Below are 17,946 nucleotides of genomic sequence, written 5' to 3'. Positions count from 1 at the left end.
CAGGATCAGCACCACCGCCCCAGCATGACCGCCAGGCCAACCAACACTTGGCCATAGCGCGCAATCAGCGCCTGGAAGCCACTGACCTCACGCATGACCTGGAGGGTCGCCGGCCCATCGGCATGCACGATGCTGATTCCCCCTTGGGTGATCTGCGAGAAGTCCGCATCGAAGTACACCCATACGCGACATAGGCCACCGGGCTCGATTGCAGGGATCTGAATAATGTTGGTGGCATTTTCGGGAATGCTGTCATCACCGGCATCATCGCGGACCTGCACCAAGCCCTTGGCCGGCAGACGGATCAACACCTTCTGTACAGGCTTGTCGCTGGTATTGCGCAAGGTGACGAACAGCCCAGTACGGTGATCGACCAACCCTGCCTCGAAGGGTTTAGCGAACAGTTGCATGTAGGGCGCTTGAGCCTGGCTGACCAGCGCCTCGACTTGGTCGCGGTTCAAAGCGCCCTTGGCCACGGCTTCGACGCCGGCGAACAGTCGCTCGTACTTGAGCTGCTCTCGAGCCTGGCCGATGCGTTCGTTGAACTGACTGGGATAGGTCAGTGCCTCGTAGGCGACATAGGCTTTCAACCCACCCTCATCCTTGAACGAAACGTACAACGCGGCGACAGCGCCCGCCGCGACCAACAGACCCGCAAGGGCCTTTCCGACTTTTTCCCAACTCACCTTGGCGGTTCCTTGTAGCGCGGCACGCGCAGTTGAAGACCGGGGCCAAGCGTGCCAAGTAACGGCTGCCGAGGCAAGCGCTCAGCACGTGCCCACGCCGCTTTAAGTGCAAGCACCACAGCCCCGGCAATGACGCTCCAGGCTGACCGCCCTGCCCTTCAGACGAATCGTTCGACTCGAGCAGGCGTTCGACGCATCAGCACCTTGCCTGCACGGATCGAGACCAGCGCATGCCCCTGGCTGCGAACCATCTCGTAGTCGTCGGCGGCAGACAGCACCAGCAGGTTCGCCGGGCGCCCGACTGCGATGCCGTAGCGCTCGCCCAGATTCAGGGTACGCGCACTGTTGTCGGTGATCAGGTCGAGCGCGCGCTGCAGATCCTCGTAGCCGAGCATATGGCAGATATGCAGACCCGCTTCGAGCACGCGCAGGATGTTGCCGTTACCCAGTGGATACCAGGGGTCGACGATCGAATCCTGGCCAAAACAGACGTTCAGCCCGGCACGGTCGAGCTCGGCCACCCGGGTCACACCGCGCCGCTTGGGAAAGCTGTCGAAACGTCCCTGCAAATGAATGCTTTCGGTGGGGCAGGATACGAAGTTGATGCCCGACATCTTCAACAGACGAAACAGCTTGTAGCAGTAGGCATTGTCATAGGAGCCCATGGCCACGGTATGGCTGGCAGTGACCCGAGCCCCCATGTTACGCACACGGGCTTCTTCGGCCAGCACTTCAAGAAAGCGCGACTGCGCATCGTCGGTCTCGTCGCAATGAACATCCACCAGGCAGCCAGTGCGCTCGGCCAGGTCCATCAGGAATTTGACCGAGGACACGCCCTGATCGCGGGTGTTCTCGAAATGCGGAATACCACCCACCACATCGGCGCCCAGCGCCACCGCCTCGGTCATCAGGGCCCGCCCGTTGGCGTACGACTCGATGCCTTCCTGAGGAAACGCCACGATCTGCAAATCGATCAGATGACGCACCTCCTCGCGCACCTCGACCATGGCCTTGAGCGCCACCAAGGTCGGATCGGTGACGTCGACATGAGTGCGCACATGCTGGATGCCGTGATCCACCAGCGCGCCTATGGTCTTCTTGGCCCGCGCCTTGATGTCTTCGTGGGTAGTAATAGCCTTGCGCTCGGCCCAACATTCAATGCCTTCGAACAACGTGCCGCTCATGTTCCAGCGCGGCTCACCGGCTGTCAGGGTGGCATCGAGGTGGATATGCGGCTCGATGAAAGGCGGTATCACCAAGTTCTGTGCCGCGTCGATATCCTCGGCACTGCTCGGTTCAATCTTCGCCGGTTGGAGCTCGATGGCGGCAATGCGCTCGCCGCTCACCCGGACTGTGAACAGCCCGGTCTTGCCGCGCAGGCGGGCGTTGATGATGTTCATGGCGTTACTCCTGGCCTTGGCTATTACTCTCGCGCCAGAGCAACGGCGCGATAAAAGCATTCATGCGTGATAATCGCGCATGGAAGGTATTGACGATGACGAACGCAGTGGGAGTCTAAGCAGCCCCGGGACAGGCCTAGCGTTTGGCTTGGACCGCAGGCTGTATTCGCGCTCTGAACTCAAGCAGAACGACATAACACAGTGCCGAGGCGCCGATTCCCACCAGCGGTGCGACCCACGGCGAGCTATAAGCCAACACCGCGCCCAGAGCATAAGCGAAAAGACCTGCGCGGTTGTAGCGCGGCAGCTTGACCGAAGCCAACGTGGGATAGTGGCCGCGATAGCGGTACCAGAAATCGGCCATGATCACGCCACCGACCGGCGGAATGATCGAGCCTAGCAAAACCAGGAAAGGAATCAGCCACTCGTACATACCGCCTATCGCCAGCACAATGCCCACACCTGCGGCGAGCAGCGTAGCGGTGCGTCGTCGCTCACTGCGTGCCAGGTGGCAACTGGCGGCTGCCACGTTATAGAGGGTCGGGCCTTGGATGGTCCAGAGATTCAGGCACAGCATCACCACCGCGGCGAACGACAGCCCTTGCAGCATCATCACCTCGACGATATCAGCTTGCTGATAAACCATCGCGCACCAAGCCCCCGCGACCACCATCAAGCCGTTGCCTACGAGAAACGCCACCACGCTGGCGGCTACCGCAGCCCGTGCGTTGCACGACAATCGGGTCCAGTTGGTGGCCTGTGTCGCGCCACTGGCGAAGGTGCCGAACACCATGGTTACGGCGGCCGAGAAGCTCATGCTCTCATGCGGCACCACGGCCAGCAGCCCGGCAAACCCGCCCGCATCGCGTGTAGCGACGACCATCGAGATCACCAGCAACGCGAACATCAAAGGCACCGAGACGCGTGACAACCCGTCAAGCCCTTGAAACCGATGATCGCAGTGACACTGAAGCCCAACCCGAACAGCACCATCAAAGCCGGAGTGAAGCTCTCTGCCAACCCCAGCAGCTTGACCAACACGATCGCCACCGTTGCCGTGCCCCAGGCGTACCAGCCCAGCTCTGCGAAACCGAGCAAGAAGTCGGAAAGGCGGCTGCCGGCCTCGCCGAAGCAGAAACGCCCATCAACACGGTATTCAGGCCGCTGCGCGAGGCGATGAACGCCAGGCTCGCGGCATAGGCGGCCAGCAGAATGTTGCCAATCGTCGCTATCCAGAGCATGTCGGCGAAGGTAAACGCCATACCGAGCTTGCCCCCGGCGAACATGGTGCCGGTGAAGAACGTGAAGCTGAATAGGATCATGGCAATGGGAAGCAGGCCCTTGCGGGCTGCTGGAGGGGCTTCGGTCAGAGAAAATTCGCCGGATGAACTCATGATTGGAATAGTCCAAGAGTGAGAATTCCAAAAGGCAGAGCAAGATACGGGCCGGGCTGGGCTGGACTGGACAACGCGCGCGGGTGCTCAGGCGCTAGCCAGCTTCACTTGATGTGAACACTCCACACAGTGCATCGTTTTAAAAATTGAAGGCGTTTACGCCCTACTGTGAAGCGTGAATGCACGTTTGAAAAGCGGTCAATGGTCGCGCTCTGCACTGGCACCACCAAAGAGACGTTCAGCCTCCTGGTTCAGATCGATACCCTTTTCTTTGGCAATGCTGATCGTCATTGCCCATCGGGTCCTGTCTCGACGAAAGACGGCGTAGCGTTTGACCGCCTGCCGATGACGACCACTGTTTATCACCAGCATCGCCAACAATGGGAGCATCAGCGCTACCCCCAGGATGGCCATTCCGTGACCCGGGGCATGAAACGCGAGCGTGATGGCCATGCACAGCACCAGTAACACCACATTGATCCAGACAGCCCAACTGCGCCCGCGTAAGACGAGCATGAACGCGAGCCCCATGACCACTCCGCCAAAAACGGTCGCAAAGAACGCAACCTTGAGCACGTGCTCATGACCGCGCCATGTAACGGGAGTTGTGATGATCCACGTGACCGCCAGCGTTGCCATTACCAGTATGTGGGCGAGCAATATCACCCAGCCAAAACGACGAATGAAAACCCGCGTTTCGTTCGTATTCAGCATTTCGACATCACCTTGAGCCCTTGGATACTCGTCTGTGGCGCATTGTAGCGCGGTCACTGGCGGTGAAGCTTGCGGCGAGGGATTGCCAAGTCAGGCCGATAGAACGACGCTGTCAGGCATCAGTGATTGCTTCAGGGCTTGGGGCCCTCTGGCGCTGACTGATCACCGCGCATTTGTGCCATCTGGCCGTCGATCATGGCCTTACTCATGCCGCTGAGGTAGAAGGTGGCGCGCATCAACACAGCGGCTTCACGGGGGTGATTGATGGCCCGACGGGTGAGCTCGGTCACGCAACCCATGATGGCGGAAATTTCCATGAGCGTGTCCTTGGCCGGCAGGCCAGGTATCGCCTGCACCCAGTCCATCCTCGGCTTGCGGCGCAAGCGGTCCATGGCGCTGATGACCTTGAGCTCAGGCCCCTTGGATGATTGATCGTCACTGCCCATATATCCTCCTGGAAATCGTCATGAAGTGCTTGCCACACTTCCTCGTCCTAGCTCAACCAGACTCACGCGAACCCGGCGTGCGTCTCTGCCCGTGGGCTGAGGCAGGATGAGGAAATGCAGCAAGCAGGCGAAGCCTAGAGGGCCTCTGGTCAAGGCACAACGGCTCAACACGGGGAAATAGCATCACGGGAAAAGCCCTACGCGACACTCGGAAGGTTCACCCGAATCGAGGTCGCCCTCAGCTGAAATGCCGCCCGAGACTATCCGATGGAACATCCCAGCCCTTGAGACCTCCCACACTAACGCAGGCCAATAGCGCGCTGCCCACGAAGATCTGGAGGACCACTCGCATGTACAAGATCCTGATGGTGCTGACTTCCCACGACCAACTCGGCGATACCGGTCAGAAAACCGGCTTCTGGCTCGAGGAGTTCGCCGCGCCGTATTACGTGTTCGTCGATGCCGGCGCCGAGATTACCCTGGCTTCGCCCAAGGGCGGCCAGCCGCCGCTCGACCCGAAGAGTGACCAACCCGATGCCCAGACCGAAGCCACCGAACGCTTCCAAGGTGATACCCAGGCACAGATGGCGCTGGCCGACACCGTACCGCTGGGCGAGATCGATCCTTACAATTTCGACGCCGTGTTCTACCCGGGCGGCCACGGCCCACTCTGGGACCTGGCCCAGGACAAGGACTCAATCACCTTGCTGGAAGCGTTCTATGCGGCCAACAAACCCATTGCCGCCGTCTGCCACGCGCCCGGCGTACTGAAGCAGGTGAAGGCGCCCGACGGCTCGTCGGTGATCGATGGCAAGCGCGTGACCGGCTTCACCAACAGTGAAGAACACGCCGTCGGCCTGACCGACGTGGTGCCATTCCTGGTAGAAGACATGCTCAAGACCCAGGGTGGCGAGTATTCCAAGACGGCCGACTGGGCCAGTCACGTGATCGAAGATGACCACCTGATCACAGGTCAGAATCCTGCCTCATCGCACGCCACGGCCGAGGCACTGCTCAAACGCCTGGCCAAAGAGCCGCACGCCTGATAACCACAGGTGTTGCGTAGGCACGCACGGACCTGCGCAACACGGTTCATGGCGATAAGCGTGCTCATCCACGCTTTGGTAATAGTGCCAGGAAGTTGTCCCTCGCCACTTGGCGGGCCACGGCTTCGGGCAACGCATCCAGAAACACGTCGAAGCCATGCATCTGCTCGCCTACGCTGGCGAACCGGCCCACCACATCCGAACCCAACATGAATCGATCCGGGAAGCGCTTCACCAGCGCCAGCCAGGCCTTGCGGGGCTTTCCCTGCTCATCCAGCAGATAGGGCTGACGCATGCTCCAGGACAAATCGATGTAGAGGTTGGGGTAGGCTTCGAGCATGCGCTCGAGGGTGGGCAGAATGAAGTCCATCTGGGTCTGGTGACGATGGATCTCCAGACTGGTGCCAGCGTGGGCCCAAATGAATCGGGTATGCGGATGATCGCGCAGCGGCTCTTCGATCTCCGCCAGATACAGCGGGTTACGCTCGCGTTTGGAGGTGATGTTGGAGTGCACCATCACCGGCAAATCCCGCTCAGCAGCCAGGTGATAAATTCGCGCCATCGCCTCGTTGTTGGCCCGGGGCGTATCGCCGCTGGTCAGCGCCGTCAGGTCATCGTGGCGGGTAAACACCTCGCCGATGCCTTGCCAGAAATCGGGATACAGTTCGAGCATGCGCTCGACATGGCTGACCGCGTTCTTGTCCACCGGATTGATCCCGGAAAGAAACGGATGAAAGCGTTTGCGCTGTTCGGCGGGCAGTTTCTGCACCGCCGCCGCCACGTGAATGTCGGTGGCACTGAACCAGTACGCTTCGGCATCGTCGCCGGCGTAATAGCGAGGACGCTTGGGTTCGTCCTCGTGCCATTTCTTCGCCACCGGAATACCGGAGATCATCGCGTGATCGACCCCTGCTTGATCCATGGCCCGCAGCAAGGCGGGCATGCCTTCACTTTCCTGGAAGAAGTCGACGTAATGCAGGTGGGCATCGCTGTAGCGATAATCGCGAGCCTGCACCGTTGGGCACAGGCTGGCGGAAAACAGCAGGCAGGCCAGTGCTCTGGCGATCATGGGGCAACGTCCTGATGGCAATCGAAGCAGCGTAGACCACCGCCGCAGGCCGATCGTTCAGGACTGCCACTTCACGCCTTGAACACTTCCTCGAGCAGATTGTGCATCGAGCGGAACGCACGCTCCGAGGTGCGTCGATCGTACTGCATCTTGCCCGGCACGTTGGCGGTAGGATCGGTGAAGGAATGCACCGCACCGCCATAGCTCAGCAGTTGCCAATCGACCTTGGCCGCATTCATTTCGGCCTCGAATGCCGGCAGTTGTTCGGCGGGTACCAGCGGGTCGGAGGCGCCGTGCAGCACGAGTACCGAGCCCTTGATACGCGAAGCGTCTTCAGGCCTAGGCGTATCGAGGGTGCCATGGAAAGACACCGTCGCCTTGAGGTCCGCGCCACTGCGTGCCAACTCCAGTGCGCAGCACCCACCGAAGCAGAAACCGAACGCGCCCGCTTTACCAGGCGCCAGGAGCGCCTTGGACTGACCGAGCAACTGCGCCAGGGCCTCGTGCATACGTTTGCGCAACTCGTCGCGGTCATTCTTCAACGGCATCATCGCCGCCCCCGCCTCTTCAGCATTCGACGGACGCACGCCCTGCCCGTACAGGTCGGCGATCAAGACCACGTAGCCTTGTTCGGCCACTTCCTTGGCGACGCGCTCAGCCACTTCGCCGATACCCATCCAGTTCGGTGCCATCACCAATGCAGGCCGTGCGGCCGCCCCTGGCTCAAAGACCAGGCGACTTTCATAGCTGCGGCCGGACAGGTGATAGACCAGCGACTCGACGATTACCTTGCTCATCATGCGTTCCTCAGGCTTGACCAAAAGAAAAGCCCGCCGAAGCGGGCTTTGCGGTGCGTCATCTCAAGCAGACAGCTCGACCAGCAGCTTGTTCAGGCGGCGCACATACGCTGCCGGATCCTTGAGACTGTCGCCAGCGGCCAAGGCCGCCTGGTCGAACAGAATGTGCGACAGCTCCGAGAAGCGATCTTCGCTCTGTTCGTGATCGAGCTTCTCGATCAGCGGGTGAGTCGGGTTGAATTCGAAGATCGGCTTGGAGTCCGGCACCTTCTGACCGCTGGCTTCGAGGATCTGGCGCATCTGCAGACCCAAGTCCTGCTCGCCGATGGCCAGGATCGCCGGAGAGTCGGTGAGACGGTGCGATACACGCACTTCTGCCACGCTGTCGCCCAGCGCCGTTTTCAGACGCTCGACAAGCCCCTCCTTGTCCTTGGCCACCTCTTCCTGGGCTTTCTTGTCCTCTTCGGAATCCAGCTTGCCCAGGTCCAGGTCGCCACGGGCGACATCGACGAAGCTCTTGCCATCGAACTCGGTGAGATAGCTCATCAGCCACTCATCGATACGGTCGGTGAGCAACAACACTTCGATGCCTTTCTTGCGGAAGACTTCCAGGTGCGGGCTGTTCTTGACCTGCGCGTAGGACTCGCCAGTGAGGTAGTAGACTTTGTCCTGCCCTTCCTTGGCGCGAGCCAGGTAGTCGGCCAGGCTGACGCTCTGCTCGCCGCTGTCGTCGTGCGTGGAGGCGAAGCGCAACAGACCGGCGATCTTTTCCTTGTTGGCGAAATCTTCGGCCGGACCTTCCTTGAGCACCTGGCCGAAATTCTTCCAGAAACCCTTGTACTGTTCAGGTTCGTTCTTCGCCAACTTCTCCAGCATGTCCAGCACGCGCTTGGTCAGGGCCGACTTCATCGAATCGATGATCGGATCCTTCTGCAGGATTTCACGCGAGACGTTCAGCGACAGGTCGTTGGAGTCGACCACACCCTTGATGAAGCGCAGGTACAGCGGCAGGAACGATTCGGCCTGATCCATGATGAACACGCGCTGCACGTACAGCTTCAAGCCGCGCGGTGCTTCGCGCTGGTACAGGTCGAACGGCGCACGTGCCGGCACGTACAGCAGCGAGTTGTACTCCAGCTTGCCTTCGACCTTGTTGTGACTCCAGGCCAGCGGGTTTTCGAAATCATGGCCGATGTGCTTGTAGAACTCCTGGTACTCCTCGTCCTTGATCTCGGTACGCGGGCGGGTCCACAGCGCGCTGGCGCGGTTGACGGTTTCCCACTCTTCAGCAGGCTGCTCTTCGCCTTCGGCTACGGCCGATTGCTCTTTTGGCAACTGGATCGGCAACGCGATGTGGTCGGAATACTTCTTCACCACATTGCGCAGGCGCCAGCCGTCGGCGAACTCCTGCTCATCCTGCTTCAAGTGCAGGACGATGCGCGTGCCGCGCTGCGGCTTGTCGATGGTCGCGACTTCGAAGTCGCCCTCGCCCTTGGACGACCAATGCACGCCTTCGGCGGCAGCAGTGCCAGCACGGCGGCTGTAGACATCGACTTTGTCGGCAACGATGAACGCGGAATAGAAGCCCACGCCGAACTGGCCGATCAGGTGCGAGTCCTTCTTCTGATCACCGGTGAGGTTTTTCATGAAGTCGGCCGTGCCGGACTTGGCGATGGTACCCAGGTGGGTGATGACATCCGCGCGGCTCATGCCGATGCCATTGTCTTCCAGGGTGACCGTGCCGGCTTCCTTGTCGAAGCTCAGGCGAATCTTCAGATCGGCATCGCCCTCTAGCAACTCGGGCTTGGCCAGGGCTTCAAAACGCAGCTTGTCAGCAGCGTCGGAGGCGTTGGAGATCAATTCGCGCAGGAAGATCTCTTTGTTCGAATACAGCGAATGAATCATGAGGTGCAGCAGTTGCTTGACCTCGGTCTGGAAGCCCAGGGTTTCTTTTTGAGTCTCCACACTCATCGTCTTCACACTCCGATCTGTTGGTCATTGCGCCCCAGGCGACGAGCCTGATGGGCGGATGTTCAGCAGATGGGGGCATGGCTGGCTATTTCAAGGGTGGCTGCGGCTGGATCTTAAAATGCGCCCGGGCCGTGGCGATGGGCGAGCCGCGCTCGCCCTGCCAAGCGGTGATCGACACATTGGTCACCCGCCGCCCCTGGCGCCACAGCTGGCATTGGGCGAAGGTGTCGCGGTAATGGCCGGCGCGCAGGTAATCGATGGAGAAGTCGATGATCTTCGGAATACTCAGGCTGTCACTGAAGATCAACAGGTACAGGGCGGCTGAAAGCTCCATGAAACCCGCGATCACGCCGCCATGAATGGCCGGGAGCAGCGGGTTGCCGATGTTGTCGGGGTTGGCGGGCAGACGAAACAGCAGATCATCGCCCTCGCGCTGACATTCGATGCCGATCAGCCCGGCGTAGGGAATCAGTGCCAATAACGGCGCATAGTCGCCGCGTGCATGCGCCTCTGTCAGTTGCTGGCGTATCGGCGCAGGGATCATGCCTGTCCCTCGCCCAGGCGCGCGGCAAAACTCAGGCCTCCGCGCGCCTCACCACCTAGACGCATGAAGGTGCCCACGACCTGGCAGATCGGCTGCGCCGGGTCGTCCTGGTAAGCGCTACCCCGAGTGAAGATCACATCACGGGTCACCCGGTAGCAGTACGCATGACCGTAAAGGTCCAAACCTGGCTTGGCCGGGTGCATGTAGTCGATACGCAGATCCAGCGTCGGACAGACTTCGAATTTCGGCAGCACGCACAGCGTGGCCATGCCGCAGGTGGTGTCCAGCAATGTGGTGAGCGCCCCGCCGTGCACGGCACCGGTCTGCGGATTGCCCACCAACCTGTCCGACCAGGGCAGCATCAAGGTCATGCCCTGCTCGTCGGCATGCTGCACCCGCATCTGCAACTGCTGGCAATGCCTCAGCGCCGATAGGAATCGCTGCGACATTGCCATCAGCGTGCTGAGCTCTGTAGGGGTTGGATTCATGACCAGAGCGCTCCGTGTTGTACTGGCCCACAGGGCCTGGAAAAAGTCGAGGCGAGTGACCTGTTTATATATCTGCACGCGGCATTGAACTTCTCACACACCGCCGAACTCGAAGGTTTCAACTCACTTATTCCACAAGGAGAAACATCCCATGCGTAAACCTTTCGCTTTTGCTCTGATGCTGGCCGCTGCCATGGGTCTGGCTGCATGCGACAAGTCCAGCGAAGATAAAGCTCAGGACGCACAGAAACATGCCGAGCAGGCCCAGGAAAAGATGGGCGAAGCCCAGGATAAAGTGAACGACGCCGCCAAGGAAAATGCCGAAGCTGCCAAAGATCAGGCTGAAGCGCAGCAGAAGGCCGTCGAGGAAGCTCAGCCGTCCAATCCGGCGCCGACCACCGCTCCTGCTGAACCTGCCAAGCAGTAATTCAAGCAGAACAAAAAACCCGACAATGTCGGGTTTTTTTATGGCCGCAACTTAATGGTGAAACGCTTCACTTGGGAAGTGCAAACTCTTGTTCTTGCCGAAACGACTACTGAACGCGCGCGTTTCGCGCCAGAGCAACTTCTCCACGTGCACCCCTCGCCTGGCGGCTGTCGCTTACTCGCATAAAAAAACCCTGCAGTCTTACGATTGCAGGGTTGTTGATGGGCACTTCACTCAGTGGCTGCGTAACGTATAGCCGTTACCACCGGCACACTTCGATCTGTCAGGCCAAGGCTTCGCGTGGTTTGCCAAGAAGGCGGTCGCACGCCACGGCAACTACCAACGTCGCGACCGAAGGCACCAACCAGGCCAGTCCCTGATCGCTCAGCGGCAGGTGTGCCAGGAAGTCAGGCAACATATGGGCGATGTCGCTGCCCTTGATCGCATCGACGATGCCGAAGATCAGCGAAACCAGCATCACCGGCGCGAGAATACGCGTGGGCGAATTCCACAGGTCGTTGACGAAGCTGAGCCCGACTACCACGATGCACGGCGGATAGATCGCAGTGAGCACCGGGATCGAGAACATGATCAGCTTGGTCAAGCCAAGATTGGACACCAGCAGCGAGAACCCGGCGAGGATCACCACCAGCGCGCGATAGGACAGCGGCAGCATCTGGCTGAAATACTCGGCGCAGGCGCAGGTCAGGCCTACGGCGGTGACCAGGCAGGCCAGCGCGATCAGCACGGCGAGGAAACCACTGCCCAGCGAGCCGAAGGTATGCTGAACATAGGCATGCAACACAGCAGCCCCATTGCTGGCGCCGGCAGCAATCTGGTGGCTCCCCGCCCCCAACCGGAACAGACTGATATACACCAGGGCCAGGCCGACCCCAGCGATCAGCCCGGCGATGATGGCATAGCGGGTGATCAGCTTCGGCGACTCGACACCACGCGAGCGAATGGCGTTGACGATGACAATGCCGAATACCAGAGCGCCCAAGGTGTCCATGGTCAAATAACCATCGGAGAAGCCTTTGGAAAACGCCGCGGCGGCATAGGCAGGTTGCGCCTCGCCGATACCGCCGGCTGGCAGCATGAAGGCCGCAATACCCAGTACCGCCAGGGCGATGATCTTCAGCGGTGCGAGGAAACGTCCGACAGTATCGAGCAGCTTGCCCGGATACATCGACACCGCCAGCACTACGATGAAATACACCAGGCTGTAAATGAACAGCGCCAGTGGGCTCTCGCCGGTCAGGGGTGCAACGCCTACCTCGAAGGAAACCGTCGCCGTGCGCGGCGTGGCGAACAACGGCCCCACCGACAGGTAGCAGACAGCAGCCAGCAGGCCACCACAGAACTTGCCGATCGGACTGCTCAGCGCATCCATGCCGCCGCCGACCTTGGCCAGCGCCACCACGGTGATGACCGGGAGGCCCACGGCCGTGACCAGAAAGCCCAGCGCCGCCATCCACACATGCGGCCCGGACTGCAGGCCGACGATAGGGGGGAAGATGATATTGCCCGCACCCACGAAAAGCGCGAACGTCATAAAGCCAAGTGCCAGGATATCCTGGCCTTTTAACACTTTCATTTAAGGAAGTACCACACTGCTGAAATCGGGGTTCGAGAGGGGATTTCCACATGGATGGCGGAAATGCTGCCCGGCCTGATGAGCCAGACCCGTTTAGCGTGTCGTTCCCTTTTGGGGTACGGGCACAGAGTGACGCGTAGGGTACAGAATTTAGCCAGCAAACGCACTGTAGCGGTGCAGCTTGTCCGATGTGCGTACATGTTTGTCGTTTAAGCGACCGATGACGTAGGGATTATTCCAGAGACGCGGAAAGCTTCTGTATGAAGGATCCTGTTAACCATGAGGAAAAATCCTAGAGCTGCAGGACAGAAACGACAAAGGCCACCCGAAGGTGGCCTCTGTGCGCGTGGGGGGGTACAGCGAGTTGCTTACTTCTTGGCTTCCCAGCCAGTCAGCTCGGCCAGGGCCTTGCCGATGTCTGCCAGGGAACGCACGGTCTTGACACCCGCGTCCTGCAGGGCAGCGAACTTCTCGTCCGCAGTGCCTTTGCCGCCGGAGATGATGGCGCCAGCGTGGCCCATGCGCTTGCCTGCAGGCGCGGTAACGCCCGCGATGTAGGAAACGACCGGCTTGGTAACGTGAGCTTTGATGTAGGCAGCCGCTTCTTCTTCAGCCGAACCGCCGATCTCGCCGATCATGACGATCGCTTCGGTCTTCGGATCTTCCTGGAACAGCTTCAGGATGTCGATGAAGTTGGAGCCTGGGATCGGGTCGCCACCGATGCCGACGCAGGTCGACTGGCCAAAGCCGGCGTCGGTGGTCTGCTTGACCGCTTCATAGGTCAGGGTGCCGGAACGCGAAACGATACCGACCTTGCCTGGCAAGTGAATGTGGCCTGGCATGATGCCGATCTTGCACTCGCCCGGAGTGATGACGCCTGGGCAGTTAGGACCGATCAGGGTCACGCCCAGTTCGTCGCACTTGACCTTGGCGTCCAGCATGTCGAGGGTCGGGATGCCTTCGGTGATGCAGACGATCAGCTTGATACCGCCGAAGGCCGCTTCGAGGATGGAGTCCTTGCAGAACGGAGCCGGAACGTAGATGACCGAAGCATCAGCACCGGTGGCTTCCACGGCTTCCTTGACGGTGTTGAACACCGGCAGGCCCAGGTGGGTAGTGCCACCCTTGCCTGGAGTAACGCCGCCAACCATCTTGGTGCCGTAGGCGATGGCTTGTTCGGAGTGGAAAGTACCTTGCGAGCCGGTGAAGCCCTGGCAGATGACTTTGGTGTCTTTATTGATCAGGACGCTCATTACTTGCCCTCCGCAGCTTTGACAACTTGTTGAGCAGCGTCGGTCAGGCTGGTTGCCGCAATGATGTTCAAACCGCTTTCTGCCAGTACTTTAGCGCCCAGTTCGGCGTTGTTACCTTCGAGGCGAACAACCACCGGCACTTTCACGCCGACTTCTTTGACTGCACCGATGATGCCTTCGGCGATCATGTCGCAGCGCACGATACCACCGAAGATGTTGACCAGAACGGCCGCGACATTGCTGTCGGACAGAATGATCTTGAACGCCTCGGTCACGCGCTCTTTGGTAGCACCACCGCCCACGTCGAGGAAGTTGGCCGGTTTGCCGCCGTGCAGGTTGACGATGTCCATGGTGCCCATGGCCAGGCCAGCACCGTTGACCATGCAGCCGATGTTGCCTTCCAGCGCGACGTAGTTCAGTTCGAACTTGGCAGCGTGGGCTTCACGGGCATCGTCTTGCGACGGATCGTGGAACGTCTTCAGCTTGGGCTGACGGTACATGGCGTTGGCGTCGATGTTGATCTTGGCATCGAGGCAGTGCAGGTCGCCGTCGGCCTTGATCACCAGCGGGTTCACTTCCAGCAGGGCCAGATCGTGATCCTTGAACAGCTTGGCCAGGCCTACGAAGATCTTGGCGAACTGCTGAACCTGCTTGCCTTCCAGACCCAGCTGGAACGCCAGCTCGCGACCTTGGAACGGCTGAGCGCCGACCAGTGGGTCGATGGTAGCCTTGAGGATCTTCTCGGGGTGTCGTGGGCAACCTTCTCGATGTCTACGCCACCTTCAGTGGAGGCCATGAACACGATGCGGCGGCTCGAGCGATCCACGACAGCGCCCAGGTACAGCTCCTTGGCGATGTCAGTGCAGGACTCGACCAGGATCTTGGAGACTGGCTGACCGTTGGCATCGGTCTGGTAGGTCACCAGATTCTTGCCCAACCACTGCGCAGCGAACGCCTTGGCGTCTTCTTTGCTGCGAACCAGCTTGACGCCACCCGCTTTACCGCGACCACCGGCGTGAACCTGGGCTTTTACCACCCACTCGGAACCGCCGATCTTGTCGCAGGCTTCTGCGGCTTGTTCAGGGTATCGACCGCGAAACCCTTGGAAACTGGCAGGCCGTACTCAGCGAACAGCTGTTTACCCTGATACTCGTGAAGATTCATGCTTTTTACCGTCTTCGTTAGGTACTGCGCTTCGGCGCTGCGCTGTTTCCAGCGCCGCGCCACCTGTGACCGTTAACCCCGGATTGTTCCGGTGGCCCGGTCCGGCGGACATTCCGCGGTGGATCTTGCGCGCAAGACCCACGACGGGCAGCCCGCCGTGGTTTTTATAATTAACGCTTCTTACGGTTGGCCACGTGAATGGCGCCGCCATTCACAGCCAGCGCGGCTTCATGCAGCGCTTCGGACAGAGTCGGGTGGCTGAACACCATCATGCCCAGGTCTTCGGCACTGGTGCCGAATTCCATAGCGATAGCGCCCTGCTGAACCAGCTCGGCAGCCGATGGGCCGATCACGTGAACGCCCAGCACACGGTCGGTTTTGGCATCGGCGATGACCTTGACGAAACCACCGGTGTCGTTCGCCGCCATCGCACGGCCGCTGGCCGCGAACGGGAAGGTGCCCACGTTAACCTCAACGCCTTCGGCTTTCAATGCCTGCTCGGTCTTGCCGACCCATGCGATTTCCGGGTGGGTGTAGATCACCGACGGGATCAGGTCGTAGTTCATCTGGGCCTTGTGACCTTTGATGCGCTCGACGACCATGATGCCCTCTTCCGAGGCCTTGTGCGCCAGCATCAGGCCACGCACCACGTCGCCGATGGCATAGACGCCTGGGACGCTGGTGGCGCAGTAGTCGTCAACGTAGATGTAGCCACGCTCGTCGATATTGACGCCGCTGTCGACGGCCAGCAGGTCAGTGGTCACAGGACGACGGCCCACGGCGACGATCAGCTTGTCGAAGGTGATCTTCTGCTCGCCTTCGGCGTTGGTGTAGGTGACTTCGACTTCTTCGCCAGTGACTTTCGAACCGGTGACGCGCGCACCCAGCTTGATGTCCAGACCTTGCTTGGTCAGGGTCTTCTGGGCTTCCTTGGAAACCGCGGTGTCGGCGGCCATCAGGAAAGTGTCCAGAGCTTCCAGGACAGTAACTTCTGCGCCCAGGCGAGCCCAGACCGAACCCAGCTCTAGACCGATCACGCCGGCACCGATTACGCCCAGGCGTTTAGGCACGGCCTGGAATTCCAGCGCGCCGGTGGAGTCGACGATGACTTTCTGGTCGACTGGCGCCGGTGGGATGTCGATAGGGCGCGAGCCGGAAGCGAGAATCACGTTCTCTGCTTCGATGACTTCGCTGCTGCCATCAGCCTTGGTGACTTCGACTTTCTTGCCCGCCAGCAGCTTGCCGTGGCCCTGGATCGAGGTCACGCCATTGGCCTTGAACAGGGTGGCCACACCACCGGTCAGGTTCTTGACGATGCCGGCCTTACGGCCAATCATCGCGGCGACGTCCATCTTCACTTCACCCGTGGAGATACCGTGGACGTTGAAGCTTTCTTTCGCTTCTTTGTACTTCCAGGAGCTGTCGAGCAGTGCCTTGGAGGGAATGCAGCCGACGTTCAGGCAGGTACCGCCCAGGGCCAGCTTGCCTTCGGCGTCGGTGTATTCCTCGATGCAGGCAGTCTTCAGACCGAGCTGGGCAGCCTTGATGGCAGCCACATAGCCGCCAGGACCCGCACCAATCACCACTACGTCGAATTTCTGGGTCATAAAAGATTCCTTTTTAGCTTCAAGCTTCAAGCTGCAAGCGGCTGGAACGGCAGGCTTCGTCATGAAGCCTGGCGCTTGCCGCTTGCAACTGTGCGATTAGATGTCCAGCAGCAGGCGGGACGGATCTTCCAGCAGGTTCTTGATAGTGACGAGGAAGGTTACGGCTTCCTTGCCATCGATCAGACGGTGGTCGTAGGACAGCGCCAGGTACATCATCGGGCGAATGACTACTTGGCCGTTGATCGCCATCGGACGCTGGATGATGTTGTGCATACCCAGGATCGCAGCCTGCGGCGGGTTGACGATCGGGGTCGACATCATCGAACCGAAGGTACCACCGTTGGTGATGGTGAAGGTACCGCCAGTCATCTCTTCGATGGACAACTTGCCGTCACGGGCTTTCTTGCCGAAGGTGGCGATGCCGTTCTCGATCTCGGCCAGCGACATCGATTCGGCGTTACGCAGCACAGGCACCACCAGACCACGGTCGCTGGAAACAGCTACGCCGACGTCCGCGTAGCCATGGTAGACGATGTCGTTGCCGTCGATCGATGCGTTGACTGCCGGGAAGCGCTTGAGCGCCTCGGTGGCGGCCTTGACGAAGAACGACATGAAGCCCAGGCGCACGCCATTGTGGGTCTTCTCGAACAGGTCCTTGTACTTCGAACGCAGGGCCATGACTTCGGTCATGTCCACTTCGTTGAAGGTGGTCAGCATGGCCATGTTCGACTGCGCTTCGACCAGACGCTCGGCGATCTTGGCACGCAGACGAGTCATCGGCACGCGCTTCTCGGTGCGATCGCCGGCAGCGACGACGACCGGGGCGGCGGCAGCGGCAGGCTTGGCGGCCGGAGCAGCAGCAGGCGCGGACTTCTTGTTGGCGATGGCCGCGACCATGTCTTCCTTGGTCACACGACCGCCCTTGCCGGTGCCCTTCACAGAGGCCAGATCGATACCGTTCTCTTCGGCCAGCTTGCGTGCAGCAGGCGCCGCGACCGGGTCATCTTCGCCAGCGTCAGCGGCGGCAGCAGCCGGAGCGGCAGCCGGTGCCGCAGCGGCGGCGGCAGGTGCAGCGGCAGCTGCGCCACCCTCAACGATCGAACCCAGTACTTCGTCGGACAGGACGGTGTCGCCCTCGCCCTTGACGATGTCGCCCAGCACGCCGTCGGCGGTGGCCAGCACTTCCAGGACGACCTTGTCGGTCTCGATGTCGACGATCAGCTCGTCACGCTTGACGGCTTCGCCCGGCTTCTTGTGCCAGGTGGCAACGGTGCCGTCGGCAACCGATTCCGGGAAGGTTGGGGCTTTGATCTCGATAGCCATTATCAGTGTTTCCTTAAATT

Annotated in this window: 15 protein-coding genes and 2 pseudogenes; 2 read left to right on the top strand and 15 right to left on the bottom strand. The window is 60.3% G+C overall.

The annotated features are described in order from the left end of the window. Positions 1–5: 5 nt before the first annotated feature. The 5 genes and pseudogenes from GKC70_RS09390 to GKC70_RS09370 form a co-directional block, all read right to left on the bottom strand. Positions 6–686, bottom strand: coding sequence for a hypothetical protein (locus tag GKC70_RS09390; RefSeq protein ID WP_342651153.1), 681 nt, complete (start codon positions 684–686; stop codon positions 6–8). Between the two features lie 158 nt (positions 687–844). Next, a complete protein-coding gene (gene codA / locus GKC70_RS09385) occupies positions 845–2,086 on the bottom strand; it encodes a cytosine deaminase (protein WP_342651152.1) in 1,242 nt (413 codons plus the stop codon). 136 nt (positions 2,087–2,222) lie between these two features. Then, a pseudogene (gene codB, locus GKC70_RS09380) lies at positions 2,223–3,480 on the bottom strand (cytosine permease). Between the two features lie 198 nt (positions 3,481–3,678). Further along, a complete protein-coding gene (locus GKC70_RS09375; protein ID WP_342651151.1) occupies positions 3,679–4,194 on the bottom strand; it encodes a hypothetical protein in 516 nt (171 codons plus the stop codon). Between the two features lie 131 nt (positions 4,195–4,325). Then, positions 4,326–4,640, bottom strand: coding sequence for a DUF3077 domain-containing protein (locus GKC70_RS09370; RefSeq protein ID WP_342651150.1), 315 nt, complete (start codon positions 4,638–4,640; stop codon positions 4,326–4,328). A 350-nt stretch (positions 4,641–4,990) separates the two neighbouring features. Here GKC70_RS09370 and GKC70_RS09365 point away from each other — a divergent pair, with 350 nt between their 5' ends. Then, on the top strand, positions 4,991–5,686 hold the full coding sequence (locus GKC70_RS09365) for a type 1 glutamine amidotransferase domain-containing protein (protein WP_342651149.1): 696 nt from the start codon (positions 4,991–4,993) through the stop codon (positions 5,684–5,686). 64 nt (positions 5,687–5,750) lie between these two features. On the opposite strand, the gene GKC70_RS09360 is transcribed toward GKC70_RS09365, so the two are convergent. From GKC70_RS09360 to GKC70_RS09340, 5 genes are all read right to left on the bottom strand, one after another. Further along, positions 5,751–6,755, bottom strand: a complete 1,005-nt coding sequence (locus GKC70_RS09360) for an amidohydrolase family protein (protein ID WP_342651148.1) — start codon at positions 6,753–6,755, stop codon at positions 5,751–5,753. Between the two features lie 71 nt (positions 6,756–6,826). After that, on the bottom strand, positions 6,827–7,552 hold the full coding sequence (locus tag GKC70_RS09355; RefSeq protein WP_029612074.1) for a dienelactone hydrolase family protein: 726 nt from the start codon (positions 7,550–7,552) through the stop codon (positions 6,827–6,829). A gap of 63 nt (positions 7,553–7,615) precedes the next feature. Further along, positions 7,616–9,523 (bottom strand): molecular chaperone HtpG, encoded by a 1,908-nt coding sequence (htpG, locus tag GKC70_RS09350; RefSeq protein ID WP_029612073.1) that lies wholly within the window; start codon positions 9,521–9,523, stop codon positions 7,616–7,618. Between the two features lie 85 nt (positions 9,524–9,608). Beyond that, positions 9,609–10,067, bottom strand: coding sequence for a PaaI family thioesterase (locus tag GKC70_RS09345; RefSeq protein ID WP_029612072.1), 459 nt, complete (start codon positions 10,065–10,067; stop codon positions 9,609–9,611). Continuing rightward, entirely contained in the window at positions 10,064–10,555 is a 492-nt protein-coding gene (locus tag GKC70_RS09340; RefSeq protein WP_342651147.1) for a PaaI family thioesterase, read from the bottom strand. The genes GKC70_RS09345 and GKC70_RS09340 overlap by 4 nt, the downstream gene beginning before the upstream one ends. A 151-nt stretch (positions 10,556–10,706) precedes the next feature. Here GKC70_RS09340 and GKC70_RS09335 point away from each other — a divergent pair, with 151 nt between their 5' ends. Then, positions 10,707–10,982: a hypothetical protein gene (locus tag GKC70_RS09335; protein WP_029612070.1), complete on the top strand. Its 276-nt coding sequence runs from the start codon at positions 10,707–10,709 to the stop codon at positions 10,980–10,982. Between the two features lie 283 nt (positions 10,983–11,265). Here the strand turns inward: GKC70_RS09335 and brnQ are convergent, their stop codons facing one another. From brnQ to odhB, 5 genes and pseudogenes are all read right to left on the bottom strand, one after another. Continuing rightward, positions 11,266–12,579 carry a branched-chain amino acid transport system II carrier protein gene (gene brnQ / locus GKC70_RS09330; RefSeq protein WP_342651146.1) on the bottom strand — a complete coding sequence of 438 codons (1,314 nt, stop codon included), beginning with the start codon at positions 12,577–12,579 and terminating at the stop codon, positions 11,266–11,268. Between the two features lie 368 nt (positions 12,580–12,947). After that, the gene (sucD, locus tag GKC70_RS09325; RefSeq protein WP_003254203.1) at positions 12,948–13,832 is read right to left on the bottom strand and encodes a succinate--CoA ligase subunit alpha; all 885 of its coding nucleotides are present in this window, start codon (positions 13,830–13,832) and stop codon (positions 12,948–12,950) included. After that, positions 13,832–14,996 (bottom strand): annotated as a pseudogene (sucC, locus tag GKC70_RS09320) (ADP-forming succinate--CoA ligase subunit beta). Before sucC ends, sucD begins: the two are co-directional and overlap by 1 nt. Before the next feature lie 170 nt (positions 14,997–15,166). Continuing rightward, complete coding sequence (lpdA, locus tag GKC70_RS09315) at positions 15,167–16,603, bottom strand: dihydrolipoyl dehydrogenase (protein ID WP_029612067.1); 1,437 nt, start codon at positions 16,601–16,603, stop codon at positions 15,167–15,169. A gap of 96 nt (positions 16,604–16,699) precedes the next feature. Then, positions 16,700–17,926 (bottom strand): 2-oxoglutarate dehydrogenase complex dihydrolipoyllysine-residue succinyltransferase, encoded by a 1,227-nt coding sequence (gene odhB / locus GKC70_RS09310; RefSeq protein WP_342651145.1) that lies wholly within the window; start codon positions 17,924–17,926, stop codon positions 16,700–16,702. Positions 17,927–17,946: the final 20 nt, after the last annotated feature.

The organism is Pseudomonas sp. REB1044, from assembly GCF_038813925.1.
In the GTDB taxonomy this organism is placed as follows: domain Bacteria; phylum Pseudomonadota; class Gammaproteobacteria; order Pseudomonadales; family Pseudomonadaceae; genus Aquipseudomonas; species Aquipseudomonas boreofloridensis.
The sequence above is the reverse complement of the archived record's forward strand: the minus strand, read 5'-3'. Positions and strand labels throughout refer to the sequence as shown.

Bases quoted from the DNA above. Each gene is read 5' to 3' on its own strand.
- codA (WP_342651152.1), bottom strand. From the start codon at position 2,086: ATGAACATCATCAACGCCCGCCTGCGCGGCAAGACCGGGCTGTTCACA.
- GKC70_RS09375 (WP_342651151.1), bottom strand. From the start codon at position 4,194: ATGCTGAATACGAACGAAACGCGGGTTTTCATTCGTCGTTTTGGCTGG.
- GKC70_RS09370 (WP_342651150.1), bottom strand. From the start codon at position 4,640: ATGGGCAGTGACGATCAATCATCCAAGGGGCCTGAGCTCAAGGTCATC.
- GKC70_RS09365 (WP_342651149.1), top strand. From the start codon at position 4,991: ATGTACAAGATCCTGATGGTGCTGACTTCCCACGACCAACTCGGCGAT.
- GKC70_RS09360 (WP_342651148.1), bottom strand. From the start codon at position 6,755: ATGATCGCCAGAGCACTGGCCTGCCTGCTGTTTTCCGCCAGCCTGTGC.
- GKC70_RS09355 (WP_029612074.1), bottom strand. From the start codon at position 7,552: ATGAGCAAGGTAATCGTCGAGTCGCTGGTCTATCACCTGTCCGGCCGC.
- htpG (WP_029612073.1), bottom strand. From the start codon at position 9,523: ATGAGTGTGGAGACTCAAAAAGAAACCCTGGGCTTCCAGACCGAGGTC.
- GKC70_RS09345 (WP_029612072.1), bottom strand. From the start codon at position 10,067: ATGATCCCTGCGCCGATACGCCAGCAACTGACAGAGGCGCATGCACGC.
- GKC70_RS09340 (WP_342651147.1), bottom strand. From the start codon at position 10,555: ATGAATCCAACCCCTACAGAGCTCAGCACGCTGATGGCAATGTCGCAG.
- GKC70_RS09335 (WP_029612070.1), top strand. From the start codon at position 10,707: ATGCGTAAACCTTTCGCTTTTGCTCTGATGCTGGCCGCTGCCATGGGT.
- brnQ (WP_342651146.1), bottom strand. From the start codon at position 12,579: ATGAAAGTGTTAAAAGGCCAGGATATCCTGGCACTTGGCTTTATGACG.
- sucD (WP_003254203.1), bottom strand. From the start codon at position 13,832: ATGAGCGTCCTGATCAATAAAGACACCAAAGTCATCTGCCAGGGCTTC.
- lpdA (WP_029612067.1), bottom strand. From the start codon at position 16,603: ATGACCCAGAAATTCGACGTAGTGGTGATTGGTGCGGGTCCTGGCGGC.
- odhB (WP_342651145.1), bottom strand. From the start codon at position 17,926: ATGGCTATCGAGATCAAAGCCCCAACCTTCCCGGAATCGGTTGCCGAC.